Origin of the sequence: Enterococcus sp. DIV0774 (genome assembly GCF_050539095.1) — a bacterium.
Lineage (GTDB): Bacteria > Bacillota > Bacilli > Lactobacillales > Enterococcaceae > Enterococcus > Enterococcus faecalis.
Genome location: NZ_CP172923.1, coordinates 636274 through 658153 on the forward strand (window position 1 = coordinate 636274; position 21880 = coordinate 658153).

18 protein-coding genes are annotated in these 21880 nt (G+C 37.5%); 11 read left to right on the top strand and 7 right to left on the bottom strand.

Annotation, left to right across the window (positions count from 1 at the left end; translation table 11 throughout):
• Positions 1-7: 7 nt before the first annotated feature.
• From IGL86_RS03115 to IGL86_RS03140, 6 genes are read left to right on the top strand one after another with little or no spacing between them, the layout of a single operon-like run.
• Complete coding sequence (locus tag IGL86_RS03115; RefSeq protein ID WP_033626070.1) at positions 8-1528, top strand: membrane protein; 1521 nt, start codon at positions 8-10, stop codon at positions 1526-1528.
• Positions 1518-3101 carry a hypothetical protein gene (locus tag IGL86_RS03120; RefSeq protein WP_002355763.1) on the top strand — a complete coding sequence of 528 codons (1584 nt, stop codon included), beginning with the start codon at positions 1518-1520 and terminating at the stop codon, positions 3099-3101. Before IGL86_RS03115 ends, IGL86_RS03120 begins: the two co-directional genes overlap by 11 nt.
• A complete protein-coding gene (locus IGL86_RS03125) occupies positions 3098-4360 on the top strand; it encodes a glycosyltransferase (protein ID WP_002355764.1) in 1263 nt (420 codons plus the stop codon). Before IGL86_RS03120 ends, IGL86_RS03125 begins: the two co-directional genes overlap by 4 nt.
• 14 nt (positions 4361-4374) lie before the next feature.
• Positions 4375-6441: a cellulose biosynthesis cyclic di-GMP-binding regulatory protein BcsB gene (locus tag IGL86_RS03130; protein ID WP_002373524.1), complete on the top strand. Its 2067-nt coding sequence runs from the start codon at positions 4375-4377 to the stop codon at positions 6439-6441.
• Positions 6431-7291, top strand: a complete 861-nt coding sequence (locus IGL86_RS03135) for a hypothetical protein (protein ID WP_002385041.1) — start codon at positions 6431-6433, stop codon at positions 7289-7291. The genes IGL86_RS03130 and IGL86_RS03135 overlap by 11 nt, the downstream gene beginning before the upstream one ends.
• Before the next feature lie 15 nt (positions 7292-7306).
• Positions 7307-7618 (top strand): hypothetical protein, encoded by a 312-nt coding sequence (locus IGL86_RS03140; protein ID WP_002366283.1) that lies wholly within the window; start codon positions 7307-7309, stop codon positions 7616-7618.
• A 46-nt stretch (positions 7619-7664) separates the two neighbouring features.
• Here the strand turns inward: IGL86_RS03140 and IGL86_RS03145 are convergent, their stop codons facing one another.
• Genes IGL86_RS03145 through IGL86_RS03155 form a run of 3 tightly spaced genes read right to left on the bottom strand, consistent with a single transcriptional unit; the run spans position 7665 to position 11013 of the window.
• On the bottom strand, positions 7665-8819 hold the full coding sequence (locus IGL86_RS03145) for a pyridoxal phosphate-dependent aminotransferase (protein ID WP_010828609.1): 1155 nt from the start codon (positions 8817-8819) through the stop codon (positions 7665-7667).
• Positions 8820-8834: 15 nt separating this feature from the next.
• Complete coding sequence (locus IGL86_RS03150) at positions 8835-9557, bottom strand: amino acid ABC transporter ATP-binding protein (RefSeq protein WP_002355769.1); 723 nt, start codon at positions 9555-9557, stop codon at positions 8835-8837.
• Entirely contained in the window at positions 9550-11013 is a 1464-nt protein-coding gene (locus IGL86_RS03155) for an ABC transporter permease subunit (RefSeq protein ID WP_033626071.1), read from the bottom strand. The genes IGL86_RS03150 and IGL86_RS03155 overlap by 8 nt, the downstream gene beginning before the upstream one ends.
• A 170-nt stretch (positions 11014-11183) precedes the next feature.
• Between IGL86_RS03155 and IGL86_RS03160 the strand changes: the two genes are divergently transcribed.
• The 5 genes from IGL86_RS03160 to adhE all read left to right on the top strand — a co-directional run bounded on the left by IGL86_RS03160 (position 11184) and on the right by adhE (position 17526).
• A complete protein-coding gene (locus tag IGL86_RS03160) occupies positions 11184-12290 on the top strand; it encodes an iron-containing alcohol dehydrogenase family protein (protein WP_016618686.1) in 1107 nt (368 codons plus the stop codon).
• A gap of 158 nt (positions 12291-12448) precedes the next feature.
• Positions 12449-13594, top strand: coding sequence for a tRNA guanosine(34) transglycosylase Tgt (gene tgt / locus IGL86_RS03165; protein ID WP_002355772.1), 1146 nt, complete (start codon positions 12449-12451; stop codon positions 13592-13594).
• A 60-nt stretch (positions 13595-13654) separates the two neighbouring features.
• On the top strand, positions 13655-14053 hold the full coding sequence (gene yajC / locus IGL86_RS03170) for a preprotein translocase subunit YajC (RefSeq protein WP_002383336.1): 399 nt from the start codon (positions 13655-13657) through the stop codon (positions 14051-14053).
• A 412-nt stretch (positions 14054-14465) separates the two neighbouring features.
• The gene (locus IGL86_RS03175) at positions 14466-14771 is read left to right on the top strand and encodes a post-transcriptional regulator (RefSeq protein WP_002355774.1); all 306 of its coding nucleotides are present in this window, start codon (positions 14466-14468) and stop codon (positions 14769-14771) included.
• 157 nt (positions 14772-14928) lie between these two features.
• Positions 14929-17526, top strand: a complete 2598-nt coding sequence (gene adhE / locus IGL86_RS03180; RefSeq protein ID WP_002388933.1) for a bifunctional acetaldehyde-CoA/alcohol dehydrogenase — start codon at positions 14929-14931, stop codon at positions 17524-17526.
• A gap of 44 nt (positions 17527-17570) precedes the next feature.
• On the opposite strand, the gene fni is transcribed toward adhE, so the two are convergent.
• From fni to mvk, 4 genes are read right to left on the bottom strand one after another with little or no spacing between them, the layout of a single operon-like run.
• The gene (gene fni, locus IGL86_RS03185) at positions 17571-18614 is read right to left on the bottom strand and encodes a type 2 isopentenyl-diphosphate Delta-isomerase (protein ID WP_033625398.1); all 1044 of its coding nucleotides are present in this window, start codon (positions 18612-18614) and stop codon (positions 17571-17573) included.
• Positions 18598-19704 carry a phosphomevalonate kinase gene (locus IGL86_RS03190; protein WP_002355777.1) on the bottom strand — a complete coding sequence of 369 codons (1107 nt, stop codon included), beginning with the start codon at positions 19702-19704 and terminating at the stop codon, positions 18598-18600. Before IGL86_RS03190 ends, fni begins: the two co-directional genes overlap by 17 nt.
• Positions 19705-19706: 2 nt before the next feature.
• A complete protein-coding gene (gene mvaD, locus IGL86_RS03195; protein WP_002358822.1) occupies positions 19707-20702 on the bottom strand; it encodes a diphosphomevalonate decarboxylase in 996 nt (331 codons plus the stop codon).
• Positions 20702-21646 (bottom strand): mevalonate kinase, encoded by a 945-nt coding sequence (mvk, locus tag IGL86_RS03200; protein WP_010828617.1) that lies wholly within the window; start codon positions 21644-21646, stop codon positions 20702-20704. The genes mvaD and mvk overlap by 1 nt, the downstream gene beginning before the upstream one ends.
• Between the last annotated feature and the right edge of the window lie 234 nt (positions 21647-21880).

The window sequence follows — 21880 nt, forward strand, 5'->3', positions numbered from 1 at the left end:
TGAAAGCATGGAAAAGATCAAAAAACACATGAACTCGGCTTTTAAATGGTTGAGTCGTTATATTTCTCCAAGTCTTTTGGCCGTTTTAGGGATTGGGTTAGTGACAAGCATTTTGTTATTTGTTTATCCGATTAATGGCTTGGGAGATAATGGCGAGTATTTTCGTGTGTTAAATTCAAATAGTCTTTATCGTGTCAATGGTGATAGCTACGACAATGTGGCCTATTTTGTTAAGGACTTTTCAATTATGCGTTATTTTAATGAAACAACGACGCACTTTGTTTCCACTCAACAATTTTTCATCACCATTGCCATTTGGCTTAATAAACTTTTTTATAGTCAAACACTTTTCGATATTCGTTTCTTAGGTTTCGTTTATCTTAGTTGTTTTTTAGTGTCAATTTATATTCTGGTACGAGGCTTAACCGAAGGCGTATCTTTGAAAAAAAGTTATCTTATCTCCTTGTTGGTTATTTTCATCTTGGGGGATACCTCCTATACGATTTATTTTAATTCCTTTTATACAGAAGCAACGAGTTTTTTACTTTCTGTGAGTGTCTTAGCATTTTCAGTCTATTTTTATCGGGTGACGAAACCACGAACTTGGCTCAGAAGAATAGTTTTAGTTATCTTGGCACAAGCAGTAGTACTTTTAATAGGAACAACACGCCAAGAATATTTGCTGATTATTGGCGTAATTATTGCTGGATTAGGATTTTTTGTCTACTTGTCACAACGTTACCAACGATTGTCAATGACGGCCTTTTTAATTGCGTTGATTGGTTTTACAACGTTAGCAGCTTTTATCGTTCCTAACGATATCTATGAACGTGATGTCTACCACAGCATGACGCGCGGTGTAATGAAGGATAGTAAGGTTCCGGATAAACGGATGTCAGAGGGCGGAATCAACCCGCAATATGGGTTGCAAAAGGGACGTTCCTACTTTGAAGAATACAGTCCTGTATCACCAACTTCTGAACAAATGAAAAAAGATTTTTTTGATAAAACGAGTTTTGGATGGGTGTTATTGAATTATTTAAATTATCCATCTGAATTATGGCAAGGACTGAATTCAGCGGTCCCAAATGTTTACTTAGTAAAGCCTAATAATGTGGGGAATTTTGAGAAAACGACGGGGCGTGCACCGCTGGAACAATCTAAATTTTTTATGGTGTATAACCGTATTAAAGCCAGTTTTTTTCCTAAAAACTTTGCTTTCTATCTATTATTAGGCGTGATTCTGTTTGGTTTATATGGCGTTGGTTTATACAGAGGACTCAAGAGAAACGAACCCAGATTAGTTTTTCGCTTCTTTTTAATGACAGGAATTTATCTAAATTTATTAGTTGTTTTCATTTCAACAATTATTATTGATGGGGATAGTGACTTAGTACGTCATTTGTTTTTAGTCTCAGTATTTTTAGATTTTCTCTTGTTACAAATTGTTTCTGATATTATTGGTAAACGAATGTGGCAAGATACAACACCACAAGTCATTGGGGAGGTAGAGGGAATTGAAAAATAAACAATATCTTATTGGCTGGGTGTGTTTCTTACTCTTTTTCGTTTTTTGTGGCTTTGCCAAACCGGCGCTGGCTGCACCAAGTAAACATGTCTTACTTGTCTATGACAGCTTGAATATTGCCGGGAAAAAAGAAAATGATGTGGATGCTTTACAACGAGTGTTGACGAGTTTTGGAGTAGAAGTTCAGAGTGTGGCGGTGTCAGACTATGTGCCTGGCGAATTGCTAAATGATGGCTATGACAGTTTGATTTCTATGGTGAATTGGCCTGAACAAGCCGGCGTTATTGCCTCTGATTTTCTAGCGGATCGAGTTCATTTTAAAGGCAAACAATTACACATTGGTCGAAACATGCGTGACGATGAAAAACAATATTTTAGCGGTACATGGAAAGAATTAAGTCATCGTCAATATCGGTTAGAAGATGAAAAAAACCGCTTTTCTCAAGTATTGCCTTTTCAAGATCAATCAGTTGTGCTGGAAAATACGCAAGGTCAGACAGTTGGTCGATTAAAAACACAAGAATTAGCACCAGAAGAATATCCATTTGGTGTAATTGAGAATGGGCATGCTTTTCTCCCAATGTTTGAACGCAAAGGCGCTGTTTTTTTAGAAAGCTTGGACGTAATTAGTCAATGGCTGGAAAGTGAAAAAATGTCACGGCCGTTTTTGACGATTTCTGATTTTAACCCGTTAAGAGATATGTCTGTGGCAACCTATTTGCAAGAAGAATTAGTTAAAACCACGTATCCTTATATTTTATCCAGTACGAGCGTTTCACAAAACAATACGATTTTACCTTATAAACTATTTACGAATGCGTTACGTGCGTTTGCTTCGACGGGGGTTATTTTCTTAGAAACACCGGTCGTTAACAATGTTGATTTAAATGACCAACGTGCCTTGAAACAATTGATGGAGCAGCAGATTAGTTTATTGGTCGACAGACATGTCTATCCAGTAGGCATTTCTGCTCCAGGATACTGGAATCAAGACCTTCAATACCAAGAGGATGGTCTAGCAATTAGTGATACAGTGATTCTAAGAGAAAATCCGCCGATTGAACGCGTTTTTTATCGGAACCAAACGGGAGAATCAATCACTTATAAGAATGCTTTGTTTGATTTACCGTATGATTATTTATCGGGGATTGAATGGACGGATAAAGATAATCCGAATGACTATCGATTTCCAATGCCGACCACCATTAGTTTTTCATTTCCAAATTCTAAAAAAGAAGTGGATCATCTAATTCAAGAAGTCAAGGAAGCACCAATAGTGTTTAGTGTTTCAGAAGCGGATCAACATTTCACTGTTCAAACACAAACGCAGAAAATCGAATTTCGGAATAATCGGTTCTTCTTAAACAATCAAATTGTCAATGGTTTGGCTGATACAGGGGCCTCAACAGTTGAAAAACAACGATTTACAGGGTTATTTTCATTCTTTTTCAGTATCACAAACAATATTTTGATTGGCGTTGTCACGCTGACTTTAATCATCCTGATTATTTTGTTTATGATTGGACGAAAGAATTATCGGTCGAAATATATTAATAAGGAGGAAGACAAATGACCATTGCTGACATTGTAATGTTAACAGCAACTATCATTATTTGGAGTCTACTAATTGTAAATATTCTCTTAGTTATTTTTGGCTATGTTTATTATTTAAAAACAGATCCTGTCGCACCACCACCTGTAGAGGACGAAGACGCGCCGTTTGTTTCAATTATGGTGCCGGCCCATAATGAAGGAATTGTCATTGTGCGGACAGTTGAAGCGTTATTGAATTTTAATTATCCGCAAGATCGCTATGAAATTATTGTGATTAATGACAACTCAAGTGATAATAGTGCTGAGCTTTTAGCGAACGTCCAAAAAAAGGCGGTTAATCGAAATTTGCAGATTATTAATACAGACAATATAACAGGTGGGAAAGGTAAGTCTAATGCCTTAAACATTGGTTTCAAGCAAGCCAAGGGGGACGTGATTGCCATTTATGATGCGGACAATACACCTGAACCGAATGCACTCCGTTATTTAGTTGGAGAGTTAATCGCTAGTGAGGAATACGGCGCGGTTATTGGTAAATTTAGAACGAGAAATCGCAATGCAAGCTTGTTGACACGCTTTATTAATATCGAAACACTTGCCTTTCAATGGATGGCACAAGCCGGTCGTTTTCAATTATTTAAGTTATGCACGATTCCTGGCACAAATTTCATTGTTCGTCGTAGTATTATTGAAGCCATTGGCGGCTGGGATGACAAAGCGTTAGCCGAAGATACAGAAATCAGTTTTCGCATCTATATGATGGGCTATAAAATTAAGTTTCAACCAAAAGCAGTGACGTGGGAGCAAGAGCCGCAAACTTTGTCAGTTTGGTTCCGACAACGGACGCGATGGGTCAAAGGCAATATTTATGTTATTGTTAAAAATGCTAAATTATTGTTTAATCCTAAAGCGAGTCGGATCCGTTTTGATATTTTATATTTCTTGTCCATTTATTTTCTCTTAATGACATCGCTCGTTTTGTCAGACATCATGTTAGTTTTATCAATGTCTGGTTACTTAACAACGACCTTGCAAGGATTTAGCAATTCCTTATGGTTGTTAGCGATTTTGTTATTTATTTTCAGTACTTTTGTCAGTATTACGACCGAAAAAGGCGAAATGACTTTAGAGAATATCTTAATTATTGCCTTGATGTATATTACATACAGTCAGATGTGGCTAGTAGTCGCCGCTTATGGCATGGTGATGTATATTAAAGAAAATGTTTTTCATAAACAAACACAAACAAAATGGTACAAAACTGAACGATTTAAATAAGGAGGAAACGTGCAATGAAACAAAAAACAGTCACTTTAATAGGGTTGTTCTTTCTGGCAATTCTGATTGGTGTCGCAAGTCCGACCGTATACGCCGAAAACAAAGAACAAGACAACCATACCTTTACACAACCTTTTCAAAATAAAACAATCTCTTTAACAGGTACTTCTGTCCGTAGCACCATGTATTTTACAAAAATTGATTATTGGGACGTAAAAAAAGCATCATTCAATATGACTTACCAAATCACACAATTAAAAAATAATCAGACCTCAGATTTAACTGTGGCAGTTAATGGTGTGAAGTTTTATTCTTGGCGTCCTGAAAATACGACTGGTATTCAACAAAAGACGATTGAAATCCCTTTGGAACTGATTAAAGAGACAAATACATTGACTGTTGAGGGCCAAATTATTAATCAGGCAGGAAACGATATGTATAATTTAATTGAAACTCCGGCAAATTGGTTAACGATGTATGAAGGATCTAACGTAAACTTCCAATACGATTTACAATTACCAGAGAATACGATTCATTCTTTTTATAATCATTTTGTGGGAGCAGACACGATTGCGAATAAACACAGTGTTATTTTGACACCAGAAAATGCATCGGAAAAAGAATTAGCTGCAGCGACCCATGCGTTAGCTGGTGCTGCTCGTTTGATTACTACCTCAGAAGAATTGTTGCCAATGGCTTCTTTGAACAAAGAACAGTCAGCACCCTATCAGTTGATTATTGCCAGCTATGATAAATTACCAGATCAGTATAAAAGTCAAATTGATAGCAAACGTGTGGAGGACCAGGCTGTCTTAAAATTTTTCAATCAACCAGATAAGCATGTTTTAGTAGCTACTTCTAAAGATGAGGACTTACTTGTTCGTGCGGGACGTTATTTAGCCAATTATGAATTAATGACCCAAACAGATAAAGAAGAGACAACAGTTGATGAGAATACCGATACATTTAGTTCAACTTTAGAATTTGATGGTAATTATCCATTAACCTCAACGGGGGACAAGCTAGAAGGGGCCTATCACCAAGAACAAACGTACTTTGTCAATTTACCAGTGGATCGAAACAATGCCAATGGCAGTCGCGTGCATTTACATTTTAAATACGCTGAAAACTTAGATTTTGATTCTTCTTTAGTGACGGTTTACGCCAATGATAAACCAATTGGCAGCAAGAAATTAACCGCTGCTCGTGCGAACGGTGATGAATTAAATCTCGAATTTCCAAAGAACTTAGAAATTGCTGATAGTTTTGTTTTAAAAGTTGCTTTTGATTTGAATGTTAAATCACCAGAAGTTTTACGAAATGGTCAGACTCCATGGGCCTTTATTGAAAATAATTCGAATGCATTTATTCAAACAGAAGAACTGAATGACATATTATTTAACAACTATCCGAACATTTTTATCAGAAGCCGTTCTTTTGCTGATTTAGCGATTTTATTACCAGAAAAAATGGACGACAACTATTTTAAAGTGTTGACCAATTTATTTAACTTAATTGGTAATTATGCCGAAAGTAATGTCGGTGAGATTACGTATTATAAAAAAGCGCCTAAAAATGCGGCATTAGAAAATCATAACTTGATTATTTTTGGTACGCCTAAGGATAATCCGATGATTCGTAAGTTAAACGATCAGTTGTATTTCCATTATGATAAGGACTTCACACGTTTTGTTTCAAACGAGAAACTGAGTATCGAAAAAGATTATGGTAAACAAATCGGTACGGCGCAGTTAATGTTTTCTCCATATAATGCGAAAGCCGCGGCGTTAATCTTAACAGGAGCTAAATCACAAGGTGTCTTTTTAGCCTCTACACAAGTGAATACAGAGAAGAATACTTCTATGTACAAAGGAGATGCCATTGTAGTCGATCCGAACTATCGTCGCTATGATTATCGTTTCAAAAAACGTGTAAGCAACGTTAGCAACGAATCATTAGGTAAACGAATTGTCAATAATCATAAATTAATGATTTATCTATTTGTCTTCTTAATTGGTATGACCATTATTGGATTAAGTGCGTTCTTCATCGTGAAGAAGAATTTGAAAGGTGGGGAATAGAGTGAATCAAAAACGAGTGACCTTACTTTTGGATTTAACTTTGTTAGTAGGAATTGTTTTGGTTGTCGGCACAACCATCTTTATGGCCTTAGGAACGAATGATTTTTTTGTGGACTTAAGTTGTCTATTAATTTCAGTTATCTTAATTATCGTTACCTATTTTGTAGGAATTACAGCGGGGTTAACATTTTCGCTTATATTTATTTTTCTACAATTGACTTATGTTGTATATCAGTATGTCTATCATGATTTGTTTAGCTATGGCTCATTATTTTGGCTAATCATGCCGCCGCTCTACTGTTTAACAATCTATGCAGTGACTTACCAAATTCGTACGATTGAAGAAGAAAATATTCGCTTACGTAAAGAAACTTCACGGTTAAATGCGTTAGATGCAGTAACTAATTTAAGAACAGCAAAAATGTACGAGGAAGGATTCGATTTATTTTCTGACATTTCTACACGTTATGAAGCGCCGTTATATTTAGTCGTGATCCGAGTGGCCTATTGGGAAAGTATTCGTAACTTATTAAGTCCTGAACAAAAAAATGAATTGCTACAAATCGTGACAGCGGCGATTAAAGAGACAACGGATGATCGCTTCTTACCATACTTTATCGACGGCACACCGCCGACTTGGGCGTTATTAATTTTCCGCGATGGGGATGACGGATACACTACTAGAAAAGAATTCAAACAACAAGCTCAAGAGAAATTTGCCCATTCTGAAACCTTAAGAAATATTACTTTGACATTACAAGTTTCCTATACCAAATATGATCCTGCCGAATTTAACAACGCTTCAGAATTTTTAGGGGATGGAATTAATTCTCTTCAATATGATGTTTAAAAAGGAGGCAAACAAATGACTGAAAAAATTGCTGTTTTTACAGGGAAATTAGCAGAGGCTGGTGTGTTAAATGAGACGCAGCCATTGTCAATGCGATTACATTTAGAAAATATCCAAGCAGAAAGTGATCCAGAATCCATTGTTCCCTTATTTTCTCATGGGGTAATTTTAAACATACTTGTTGAACAGTTAGAGGAAAGTATCCCACTGTCTCACTTGAAAAAAGGAACCAAAGTCCGTTTCACAGTCGTGGGCTTGCCACCGATGACTATGTCGATTCCACCGCATGTTGGTGGGCAAGCGATTGAATTGATAGAAGAAATCTAAAAAGCTTCTGCATTAGCTATGATTATTAGCTAATGCAGAAGCTTTTTTATTCAAAGGTCATTCTTTCAATTCGATCGAACGCTTCCTTTAATAAATCTAAATTTTGTGTTGCGGCTAAGCGAATGTACTCATCGCCCGTTGTTTCACCAAATGCTTTTCCAGGAATCACTAATACCTGTGTCTCTTTTAAAAGCTTTTCCACAAAAGGGACGGAAGTTAGTCCAGTTTTTTGAATATTAATGAAGGCGTAAATACTTCCTTTGACTGGATGAAGCGAAAGGAAAGGGATCTTTGCTACTCGTTGGGCCACATACTCTAAACGTGTTTGGAACACTTCAACGATTGGGTCTACAAATTCGTCAAAATGTTGTAACGCATAGATTCCTGCTTGCTGTGACAACGTAGGCGCAGAATACGTAACGCCTTCATTAATTAATTTGGCTACTTCGTTAATATAGTCTGGGGCAATCATATAACCAATACGCCAACCAGTCATTGCAAAGGCTTTTGAAAAGCTGCCAAAAGTGATAGTATTTTCTGGAGCAAACGTAGCCATGGGAGTAAACGTTTCTTGGAAACAAAAGGCTTCATAAACTTCATCTGAAAGAATGTATAAGTTGTGTTCAATCGCTACCTGTGCAATTTCTCTGAAAGTTTCTTCAGAGAAAACAGCGCCTGTCGGGTTATTCGGTGAATTAAGAATAATCGCTTTGGTTTTAGGCGTGATTTTTTCTTTCAAAAGAGCTACATCAATTTGGAAACCATCTTTTTCATAGGTTGGTAAAAAGACCGGAACGCCATCTGCTAAAAGAACTTGGTCTTTATAAGGAGAGAAGTAAGGTTCATGAATAATCACTTCATCTCCAGGATTTAGAATCACTTGTAAGGCAAGGTACATCCCGTGCAGAGCGCCAACTGTGGCCCGGACTTGATTCGGTTGAAAAGATAATTGATAATGTGACTGATAAAACTGAATGACCGCCTCAATGAATGCCTCGCTACCATCAGAAGCGGTATATTTTGTATGCCCATTTTTGGCATCGTTAGCTGCTTGTTCGATAATCCGCTCATCGGTAATTAAGTCAGGATCACCAATCGATAAATCGATTAAATTTGGGGTCTTTTTCGCTAATGTTGCAATATCCATGAGTAAATTTTCAGTAGGTTGTTGGTAACGTGTTGCGATATTCTTGCGATCCATACCAGGTGCTCCTTTTTATAAAACTTTTCTTAGAAAATCTTGTGTTCTTGGGTTTTGTGGCGCATCAAAAATTTCTTCAGGTGTGCCTTCTTCTTGAATAATTCCTGCATCCATAAAAATGACACGGTCCGCGACTTCTTTTGCGAAACCCATTTCGTGGGTAACCACTACCATTGTCATCCCTTCAATAGCTAAATTTTTCATAACGGATAGCACTTCGCCCACCATTTCAGGGTCTAAGGCAGAAGTTGGTTCATCGAACAGCATCACGTCAGGGCGCATGGCTAAAGCACGAGCAATCGCTACCCGTTGTTGTTGCCCACCAGAAAGTTGAGCGGGATAATTTTCTTTTTTATCTGATAAACCAACTTGTTCCAGTAAAGAAAGAGCATGTTCTGTGGCTTCAGCAGCGGCTTCTTTTTTTACTTTAACAGGACTAATCGTTAAGTTTTCCAAGACATTTTTATGCGGGAAAAGATTGAAATTTTGGAATACCATGCCCATTTTTTGACGAAGTTGATCAATGTTGGTATTTTTATCTAATAAATTTTTTCCTTCAAATTCAACGCTGCCACCAGTTGGTGTTTCTAATAAGTTCAAGCAACGTAAAAAAGTACTTTTACCACTGCCAGAAGGGCCAATAATTACGACAACTTCACCAGCTTCAATTTCTAAGTCAATTCCTTTAAGTACTTCATTTTTTCCGAATGTTTTCTGTAAGTTTTTAATGTTAATCACTAGTACTCATTCTCCTTTCAGCAACACCTAATAGACGTGAGATAGTAAAGGTTAGGACGAAATAAATCAACGATACAATTAAGTAAGGTAGGAAGGGTTTAAAACTTGCTCCTTGAACGTTGCCAGCTTGGAAAATTAGTTCTGAAACACCAATGACTGAAACAACGGAAGATTCTTTAATTACTGTAACAAATTCATTGCCTAACGCTGGTAAAATATTTTTAATAGCTTGTGGGAAAATGATGTATAGCATTGCTTGGTTTTGATTCATTCCCAAAGAACGAGCAGCTTCCAATTGTCCTTTATTAACTGCCTGAATACCAGCACGAATAATTTCTGCTACATATGCACCACTGTTTAAAGAAAGAGCAATACAACCAGCTGCTACTTTTGATAAGTCTAAACCAAGAACGCCTGTCCCGAAATAGACAATAAAAATTTGAACAAGCAAAGGAGTGCCACGAACATATTCAATATAAGCAATGGCAATGCCACGTAAAATTTTGGAATTGGCTAACTTCATTAAGGCAAGTAATGCCCCTAAAATGGCACCAAACAAAACACCAATGAAAGCTAGGAAAATGGTATAGCCCGCACCGTTAAGGTAGAACTTTCCATACTTTTGTAAAAAGCTTTGATCTTTTTGGAACATTAATTGATTGGCTTCTTTTTTATAACCGTCCATTAATTTTTGATCATTAATTTGTTTAATAGAGGCATTTACTTTCTCCGTCAAAACAGGCGCATCTTTAGGAAAAGCAACGGCAGTATCTTTTGAGCCTTTTTCAAAGGTAACATCAGCAAAAGCTAAATCCTCATTTTGAGAAACATAGGCTTCGCCAACCGGTTCTTCCATAACGACTGCATCTAATTTATTATTTTTTAGATTCATAATTAAATCTGGAATTTTTTGAAGAGAAGTAGGGACAGCACCGGTTAATTCGGTTTTAATTAATTCTTCTTGTGTCGTTTGCTTTTGGGCACCTGCACGAACGCCTTCGAAATCTTTAGTGGAATGAAATTTATCTTTGTCTTCTTTCCGAACAATGACTCTTTGTTGAACGTTCATATATGGTTGAGAAAAAGCTACTTCTTTTAATCGTTCAGGCGTTGGCGACATGCCAGAGATGACCATGTCAATCTTGCCAGTTTTTAAGGCCCCTAACAGAGCATCGAAGCCTAGTTCTTCGATTTTTAATTTAACGCCTAAATCGTCGGCAATTTTTTGAGCAATAGAAATATCAAAACCGACAATTTTATCTTCACCATCTACTTTTGCATGAAATTCATAAGGGGCATAGTCTGCGGATAAGCCGACAACTAGTTCTCCCTTTTGGATGATTTTGTCATAGACTGGATCGTTTTCGGCTGCAAAAGTTTCTTTAATAGGTAATAATGAGAGCAACAAGAATAAAATTGGTAAAATCGTCTGTAGCCATTTTTTACATTTGGTCATTTGCGTAAACTCCTTTTTGTATTATTTTTATAAATATTCAAAAAAAGCGAATAAATGTATAAAAATTTATTGTGTTATGATGTGGTTTATCATATCATAGAATATGTAAAAGGAAAAGTAGTAGAGTTGAAAAAATACAACTTTTTCAAAAAAATTTTCAAAAGTCAAAAATGAAGGGGATTTTCAAGATGGAACAATCATTAATTGTGAGAGGGACACCACAAGAGTATCTTTGCGAAATTGGTTCGTGGGAATTATTAGAAGGACAACTATTATGCAGAAATATTCATCGTGTATTCATTTTACACGGGACTGAGTCATGGCAAGCGGCAAAACCGTATTTTCCGACGTTTCAAAAAGTAACAGCTGTTTTTGAAAACTATGGAGGTGTTTGTACAGATCAACGTGTGCAAGAGTTAGAAGCGCAAGTGCTGGACAATCATTTAGAGGCCATCGTCGCTGTTGGTGGAGGAAAAGTGGCCGACTTGGGCAAAGCCTTAGCACACAAAATGGCGTTACCGGTCATTATTTTGCCCACTTTAGCAGCTACTTGTGCACCGTGCACGCCATTGAGCGTAATGTATCGAGAAGATGGAGCAATGGAACGGTATGACGTTTTTCCGCAAGCAAACGCTTTGGTGTTGGTAGAACCAAGAGTGTTATTGCATTCGCCTCGGTCCTTAATGGTGGCAGGTATTGGGGATACATTAGCTAAATGGTACGAAGCAGATGCGATTATTTCGCAGTTAGATGTCCAAGTGTTACCTATTCAAGTTTCTCATTTTGCCGCGGAAAAATGTCGCGATATTTTGTTAAATGAAAGTATCAATGCTTTAAAAGCGATGGAAGAGCAGCAATTAAATCAATCGTTTATTGATGTCATCGAAACGAATTTAATTATTGGTGGAATGGTGGGTGGCTTTGGCGATGATTATGGTCGGACAGCGGGTGCCCATTCCATTCATGATGCACTAACTTTGCTGCCAGCTAGCCATCGACAATTACATGGAAACAAAGTGGCGTATGGTGTGTTTGTTCAATTAGCTATTGAAGAGAAATGGCAAGAAATCGATGAATTGATTCCTTTCTATCACCAACTAGGTTTGCCTATTTCTTTAAAAGAAATGGAGATGGACTTAACTGAAGCCGAGTATCAAGAAGTAGCAGAACGTGCTTGTATAGAAGGTGAAACGATTCATTATATGAAACAAAAAATTACCCCTGAAATTGTGAAAACAGCGATGCAAGATTTAGAAAAATATACAGCGACAAAATAAGTGCCAAACAGCAACTAGCTCATTTGAATTATTTGAACTAGTTGCTGTTTTTTAAGGATCCTTTTTTGAAAAAAGAAACCTTGAGAAATCCTTGCAAATTCAATAAAAAAAAAGTATGATGATGGGAGGACAAATTATAGTAGAAAGTAGGGAAATGAATGACGGAACCAGCCATTCGTTATCGTTTAATCAAAAAAGATAAACACACAGGTGCGCGTTTAGGTGAATTAATTACTCCTCACGGCACATTTCCAACACCAATGTTTATGCCGGTAGGTACACTTGCGACAGTTAAAACAATGTCACCAGAAGAATTAAAAGAAATGGGTGCCGGTGTTATTTTAAGTAATACTTACCATTTATGGTTACGCCCAGGTGAAGATTTAGTCGAAGAAGCAGGCGGTTTACACAAATTTATGAACTGGGATCAACCTATTTTAACTGATTCAGGTGGCTTCCAAGTCTTCTCATTAAGTGATATGCGGAAAATCGAAGAAGAAGGTGTGCATTTTAGAAATCATTTAAATGGTTCAAAAATGTTCCTTTCTCCAGAAAAAGCGATCAATATTCAAAATAAATTAGGATCAGATATTATGATGAGCTTTGATGAATGTCCACCATTTGATGAAAGCTATGAGTATGTCAAACGCTCGATTGAACGGACTTCTCGTTGGGCTGAGCGTGGCTTAAAAGCCCATGCGAATCCTGATAGACAGGGATTATTCGGTATTGTTCAAGGTGCGGGATTTGAAGATTTACGTCGTCAAAGTGCTAAAGATTTAGTGAGTATGGATTTTCCTGGCTATTCGATTGGTGGCTTATCTGTTGGTGAGTCTAAGGAAGAAATGAACCGAGTCTTAGACTTTACGACACCGTTAATTCCTGAAAATAAACCACGTTACTTAATGGGTGTGGGTGCCCCTGATTCATTAATTGATGGAGTGATTCGTGGGATTGACATGTTTGATTGTGTGCTACCAACACGTATTGCGCGCAATGGTACTTGTATGACTTCACAAGGTCGCTTGGTTGTTAAAAATGCCCAATATGCAAGAGATTTTCGTCCGCTTGATGAAAAATGTGATTGTTATGTTTGTCGTAATTATACGCGGGCCTATATTCGTCATTTGATTAAATGTGATGAAACATTCGGAATCCGTTTAACATCGTATCATAATTTATACTTCTTGTTAGACTTAATGAAAAATGTCCGTCAAGCAATTATGGACGACAATTTATTAGAATTCCGACAAGCGTTTTTTGAAGAATATGGCTTTAATAAAGCGAATGCAAAAAGTTTCTAAAAATTAGAGGAAAAAACTAGTTCTTCAAGCATTTTTTTGATACAGTTAGTAGTGTGAATAATGCAGAGTGAGGTGAAACAAATGGGTGGCGGATTTACAATGATTTTTACATTAGTCCTTTTAGGAGGAATGATGTTTTTCATGACACGTTCTCAAAAGAAACAACAACAAGAACGTCAAAAACAACTAAACGCAATGAAAACTGGCGATAGTGTTGTCACAATTGGTGGTTTACATGGTGTTTTAAGTGAAATCAACGAAAAAACAGTTTTAATCGATTGCGAAGGTATTGTCTTAGAATTTGACCGTGCAGCAATTCGAACTGTAACACCTGGAACTGCTGTTACAAATGATTCAGCAGTAACTAGTGTACCAGTCACAGAAGTTGAAGAGACAGTCACAGAAGAAGTAACTGAAGTTCCTGAAACATCAGATCCTTCAAAAGAAAAGAAAGACTAAACGGTTCAACTAATTCATTTAATGGTTAGAGAGAGCGGAACAGGCTTTTCAAAGGCGAAACTGTGACCAGTAGTCACACGAGAAAGCCAATAAGAAGAGATAATTCCTATTCCGCTCGTGTCGTTTATCTTAAAATGTAGGACTAGGAAGGAGCCTGGGACAAAAATCACTTTGGATTTTTGTCCCAGGCTTAAAAATTGATAAACGGCGGGAACAGAAGCAACTCCTTCGGAAATAAGCCAAAATTCTCCAAAAATTAAAGAACAATTTTCGGAAATTTCTTCTTATTTCTCGGAGTTAAACACTTCTGTCCCGACCTTGTCCTAAGTCCTTTTTAACTATTAAGTTTACAAAAAAGGTTCCTTTTTATAGTGTTGGAAGATAGTTAAAAAGTGAGCAATCTTTCGCTTGGTTGGAAGGAGAAGAGCCCATGACAAAGGAAAAATTAAGTTGGTTACAACAAAAAATGCTCAATAAAAGTATTAAAAAGAAGTGCCAAAATTTTCGTGAACTAGGTTATTCTTCCATCAACGAAGAAGATTTATTGACTTATTTACTCACCTATCGTTGGAAAAAACAAACCCATTTATCTGTCAAAGACTGTCGCAAAGACATTCAGAAGGTTAAGCCGAATGAATTTTTTGACTATCAACAATTATTGGCACAGACATCAAAAAATCCTTTAAGGGACTGGCATGATATTGAAGACTTATTCTAGAAAAAAGAATAGGTCTTTTTTTTTGAGATAAAAAAAATTATAAATAGTTGTGAAAAATATCACAAAAACTATTTACAAGATTCGTTTTATGTTGTATGATGTGAATGTGAAATAGTTAACAAAGTTTTTTTAAAATGAAACTCTTAGGAGGATGAACATGGTTAAAACAGTAAAAAAAGAAAAGACAGAAACAGTTGATGTTTCATCAATGATTGATGAATTAGCAACAAAAGCGAATGTCGCTTTAAAAGCAATGGAAGATTTTACACAAGAACAAGTAGATCACATTGTCCATCAAATGGCGATGGCGGCGTTAGACCAACATATGCCTTTAGCAAAAATGGCTGTCGAAGAAACTGGCCGTGGAATCTATGAAGATAAAGCAATCAAAAATATGTATGCATCTGAATACATTTGGAATAATATTAAACATGATAAAACAGTGGGTGTAATTAACAAAGACGAACAAACCGGTTTAATGGAAATTGCTGAGCCAGTTGGCGTGGTATGTGGGGTCACACCAACAACAAACCCAACGTCAACAACTATTTTTAAATCACTAATTGCCTTAAAAACAAGAAATCCAATTGTTTTTGCTTTCCATCCTAGCGCACAAAAATGTTCGGCAGAAGCGGCACGTATTGTACGGGATGCGGCGATTGCAGCAGGTGCACCAGAAAATTGTATTCAATGGATTGAACAACCATCGATTGATGCAACATCTGCTTTGATGAATCATCCAGGGATTGCCATTGTTTTAGCAACTGGTGGCGCAGGCATGGTAAAATCTGCGTACTCAACAGGTAAACCAGCACTAGGCGTTGGTCCTGGGAACGTACCAGCTTATATTGAAAAAACGGCTAAAGTAAAACGTGCGGTTAATGATTTAATTGTTTCAAAATCATTTGATAATGGAATGATTTGTGCTTCTGAGCAAGCGGTCATTGTGGATAAAGAAATTTATGCTTCTGTCAAAGCTGAGTTTGAAGCACACAATGTTTACTTCGTGAAACCGAATGAATTACAAAAACTAGAAGATGCAGTGATGAATGAAGGTAAATACGCAGTAAATCCAGCGATTGTCGGTAACTCTGCAGAAAAAATTGCTGAATTAGCAGGAATTAGCGTACCAAAAGGCACAAAAATTTTAGTCGCTGAATTAGAAGGTGCAGGTCCAGAATATCCATTATCAAGAGAAAAATTATCGCCAGTTTTAGCAATGATGAAATCAAACAATGCAGAGCATGCATTTGAACTATGTGAAGCGATGTTAAACTTAGGTGGTTTAGGACATACAGCAGTAATTCATACAGAAGATGAAGAGTTACAAGTTGCTTTTGGTTTACGTATGAAAGCTTGTCGTATTTTAGTGAATACTCCATCAGCAGAAGGCGGTATCGGTAACATTTATAACGAAATGATTCCATCCTTAACACTTGGTTGTGGTTCATACGGGAAAAACTCTGTTTCTAAAAACGTATCAGCCATTAACTTAATTAATATTAAAACGGTAGCGAAACGGAGAAATAATATGCAATGGTTTAAATTACCTCCAAAAATTTTCTTTGAAAAAAATTCTTTACAATATCTACAAAAAATGGAAAATGTTGAACGTGTCATGTTAGTTTGTGACCCAGGTATGGTTCAATTTGGCTATGCAGATATCGTACGTAAAGAGCTACAAAAACGTAAAAATGATGTGAAAATCGAAGTATTTTCTGATGTTGAACCAAACCCATCAACAAATACTGTTTATGCAGGTACCAAAATGATGGTTGATTTCCAACCAGATACAGTGATTGCCTTGGGTGGCGGTTCTGCAATGGATGCGGCGAAAGGCATGTGGATGTTCTATGAACACCCAGATACAGAGTTCTTTGGTGCAAAACAAAAATTCTTAGATATCCGCAAACGGACATATAAAATTGCCAAACCAGAAAAAACACAATTTGTTTGTATCCCAACTACTTCAGGAACTGGTTCAGAAGTTACACCATTTGCCGTTATTACTGATAGTGAAACACACGTGAAATATCCGTTAGCAGACTATGCGTTAACACCAGATGTAGCGATTGTTGATCCACAGTTCGTAATGTCTGTGCCAGCTTCAGTCACTGCAGATACAGGTATGGATGTTTTAACACATGCTATTGAATCTTATGTTTCCGTGATGGCTTCAGATTACACACGTGGTTTAAGTTTACAAGCAATCAAGTTAGTTTTCGATCATTTAGAAAATTCAGTGAAACGTCCAGATATGGAATCTCGCGAAAAAATGCATAATGCATCAACCATGGCAGGTATGGCATTTGCCAATGCATTCTTAGGTATTTGTCACTCTATTGCTCATAAAATTGGTGGGGAATATGGCATTCCACATGGTCGTACAAATGCGATTTTATTACCACATATTATTCGTTACAATGCGAAAGATCCATCAAAACACGCAATGTTCCCTAAATATGATTACTTCCGCGCCGATACTGATTATGCAGACATTGCAAAATTCTTAGGCTTAAAAGGAAATACTACCGCAGAATTAGTAGAAGCTTTAGCAACAGCAGTAGCAGACCTAGGTAAATCAGTCGGAATTGACATGAACTTGAAAGCCCAAGGTGTCTCACAAGAAACATTAGACACCACGGTTGATCGTATGGCAGAACTTGCATATGAAGACCAATGTACAACTGCTAATCCGAAAGAACCATTAATTAGTGAACTAAAACAAATTATCTTAGATGCTTATGTAGGATAAAAGAACTCAAATAAAGAGACCAGAACATTAATGTTCTGGTCTCTTTAACGTTTTGCGAAAACAGTGCTGTCGATACCACGGTTATGACACCAATTAACTAAAACTGGATCGAGGATAAGTGCGGTACTCGTCAATTCTTCTGTCGTCTTTTTTCCTAAAAGAGTATAAAGCATTTTCACTTCTTCTTGCCATTGCTGTACAAGGGCTAAGGTATTTTCTAAACCATTTTTATTCATAAGGGAAGCTAAGATAGTCCCAGCAACTCCCATGCTTTTGGCACCTAAAGCGAGTCCTTTGACAATATCAAGAGAGTTACGCACACCGCCAGAGCCGAGAATAGTTAGTTTCTTTTGCCAATTTTGTGATTCCAGAAGAGAGATGACCGTTGATTGCCCCCAATCATCTAAGAAAGAAAGTTCTCGTTTCTTCCGCCGGGCATTTTCAATTTGTGTAAAACTCGTTCCGCCTTGGCCGCTCACATCCGCTGCTTGAACGCCGATAGAGGTGAGTTTTTCTAAGGTTTCTTGGCTCATGCCAAAGCCAACCTCTTTGACAATGACAGGCACTTCTACGGCCTGTACGATAGCTTCAATCTTGGTTAGCCAATTAGTGAAATCACGATCTCCTTCAGGCATGACCAATTCTTGGGGCACATTTACATGGATTTGTAAGGCATTCGCTTGAAATAAATCAAGCGCTCGCTTTGCTTCTTCCACACCCAAGCCTGCACCAATATTGGCAAAAATGAGTCCATCTGGGTTTTCTTTTCGCATAATTTGATACGTATCCGCTAAACTAGCATCTTTTAACGCTGCCGAGACAGATCCTGTCGTAACTAAAAGGCCAGTTTCTTTGGCAATAATGCCTAATTGCTGATTAATTTCTTTTGCACGCTGACTACCACCTGTCATTGCATTGACATAAAAAGGTTGGGGAAGCTGAAAAGAAAGAAACGAAGTGGAAATATCCACTTCGTTAACAGCGGATTCAGCAAACGATTGGTGAACAAAACGCACACGATCAAAGTCATTACTTTTTTCTTTGTGGAACGCTTTAGCTAATGATAGATGTTCATCTTTTCGATTCATGCTTCTCCTTACACTCCTTTTGACCATAGGTATAGACGTGAAGTGGCAGTGGGGTAATTCCGTCTTTTTCCCAAGCAGTCATTAATGGTAAAATCCCAGATTTTTGGCGGAAAATTACAATCCCACAATCGCCCCCGCCAGCGCCAGAAGATTTCGCAGCTCCTGTATAAGATTCAGCCAAATCACAAAGATTTTTCAAGGCTTCTGTTTCGATTACCACACCAGTCAGTGAAGATAATTCGGCGAGTAATTGGCGATTTTTAGTAATTTGTTTTTGAATAACAGAAATTTTTCCTGTGTTAAAGCCATTAATCATTGTTTCGACACAAAGCCGACTCTTCATTAAGAACTGCTCATAAGCCGCTTGTTTTTCTTCTTTTGATTGATGGACTCGATCAACTAAGTCTGAAGTGGACGCAGGGCTACCTGTCCAACCAATTAGTAAACGTAGTTGTTTCGGTACTTTTAACGGAAAAATCATTAATTCAGGCCAGTCCATTGCTAACAAATCAGTTAATGTTTCAGTGGCTACTTTTTGATTGACCCAATCATGATCGAAGGTTGAAAAGGCAATCCAGCCCCCGTAACAGCTGGCGGCGATATCTCCGCAAGAACCATTTCCTTGAACGGCTAAGTGAGCTAATGCTGATAATTTGAAAATTTCCTCATTTTCCAAACCTAAATCATAAAAAATATTCAAGGCTTTGACAGTTCCAACGGTTACCGCACCGCTTGAACCAAGACCGTATTTTCGTCCATTTGAACTATCTAATTCACTCGTCACTTTTAAATGATAAAATGACAATTCTTTGTTTTGCTCTTGCGCATATTTTTCAGTTAGATGAATCGCCGCTAAAACATAATGAAAAGGATTTTCGCGAATATCTAATACAAGCTCACCATTTCGGCGTGTCCAACGAATAGGTAAAGAGCTGTATTGTGCAGATTGAATACTGCCTTCATCTGTTGTTTCTTCGACAGTTACAGTTACGAATTGATCCACAGCAACGATAATGGCAGGGTGGCCAGGTTCAACAACGGCATATTCTCCTGCAATAAATAACTTTCCTGGCGTAGTAACTTCAATCATGCTTATTTATCCATTCCTTTCGTTTCAAACAATTCAATTCCGGGACCAGCAAAAGCTGGGACTAACTGCTCTTTTGAAAAATGTTCACTTAAAAATGTTTTTAATGCTTCTAAGTTTTTCTTTTCGACTAAGACCTTGACATTCGGACCTGCATCCATTGTAAAGTAGCAAGGAATTCCTTTGGCCCGTGCTTGGCGAACTAAAGCCATCGCTTGTAAGCTGCCTGGGGACCAGTAAGTAAATGGAGGGACAGCGCCTAAGGTTGTTCCATGCATCCTTAACCCATTGGCTTCAATGATTTCTCCTAAACGAGGGAAGTCTTTTGTTTTAATTGCTTCATGAACTTGGGATAAATCTTTTTCCACATTGTCCAACCAACCTTGATAAAAGCTAGAAGTTTCTACTGTTCGTTTCATTCCATCACGGCTGGAAACATCTTTTTCGCCATCATTAATTAAGATAAAGAGCATGGCCAATTCGTTTTCCCAATTATTGGCTGGAATATTTTCAGCAAACGACGTTTCATCAGAGTGGCCTTTGTTCCATTGAGCAAAACCACCAAAAATACTACGACAAGCAGAACCTGAACCACGTCGCGCTAAACGGGATAAGTCTTTTGCTGAAAGATTTAATCCTAAGGCTACGTTACAGGCCCCAGCTAAAGCAGCTAGACCACTCGCTGAAGAAGCCAAACCAGCTGCAGTAGGCACAAAATTTTGACTTTCCACTTTTGCAAACCAAGTACAATCGGCTTGTTGACGAACAAGGTTCAAAAATTCTTTGACTTTTTTTGTTTGTTTTTCGTTTTGCAAGGTACCATCTAAAATAAATACATCTTCTGAATAATGGGCATCAAATGTCACAGTTGTTTCTGTGTAAAAGGCATCTAATGTTAATGATAAACTACTATTCATTGGTAAAATGTATTCTTCATTGGCTTTTCCCCAATATTTAATCAGAGCAATATTTGTATGCGCTCGTGCTTTTCCTGAAAGCATTACTTTTTCACCTCTAATGATTGAATCCATGTAGCAACAGCTCCATTTTCTTCTAAAGTCTGTGCAATGGTTTGTGCGGTCTTTTTATTATCTGTTAAGGCAATCATACAGCCACCGCGACCGCCGCCGGTTAATTTTGCTCCTAGAGCGCCATGTTCTAGAGAGAGAGCCACTAGTCGATCCAGCATATCGTTGCTGACGGTTAATTGCTGGAGTTGCTCTTGCGCTAACGTCATTAGCTGACCTAATTTTTGTTTATCATCTTGTAAAATTGCCTGCTTCGCTTCTTTAGTAAAAGAACCTAATTGTTTCATTGTTTCAGCGATTGCTGTGGGATTATTTTGAGCTAGCTGCGCAATGTCTTTCACTGCTTCACGTGTTTGACCTTTAATTCCCGTATCAGCTACTACTAAGTAGGCATTAGATAAATTCATCGAGAAATGTGTGGGCGGAAATCCTCTAGTAAAAAATAAGGGATCAGCGCCGCTTGTTGCTGCGGCATCGATACCACTAGGATTGCCATGAGCAATTTTCTCACTTAAGGAAACAAGCTCAAACAATTCTTGATATGTATAAGCGTAATCAAAATAATCAAAAAGGCTTCGAACGATGGCCACAGCGGTTGCTGCGCTTGAGCCCATTCCTCGTTCAGCGGGAATCGTACTTGTTAAGGTCAAAGTGCCTTTAACTGTATCTTCCTTTAAAAAATGTAAGGTTTGCTGAACAACTTCCTTGATATTTGCTAGCTCTTGGGGCACGTCTTCAAGCAATCCTGTAAAATATGCACAATCAATCTGCATAGTTTTTGCCGGGGTAAAGACGGCTGTGATTTCTGTCGCTTGAAAAGGAAAGGCGATTGCTGGTTCGCCGTAAACAACGGCGTGTTCCCCCATTAAAATGATTTTTCCCGTCGCTTGACCGAGGCCTTGTTTTTTTATATTCATTCACTGACATTCCTTTTGAGTAGAATCGAGTATAGGACAAAAGACGTTCTTGGATTAGAAGAACGTTTGTCATAATCTCTTCATGATTTATAGGAAATGATTCCAAAAGTTTCTCTTGTTCCAAAAAAAGAGATTGCTTAACCTAAGATAGTTTACCTAAAAATAAGGCACAAGTAAAATGGTTCCGTTGGTTTTTCCAAAAAATTAATAACAATTTAATAAGAAAGAACCGAC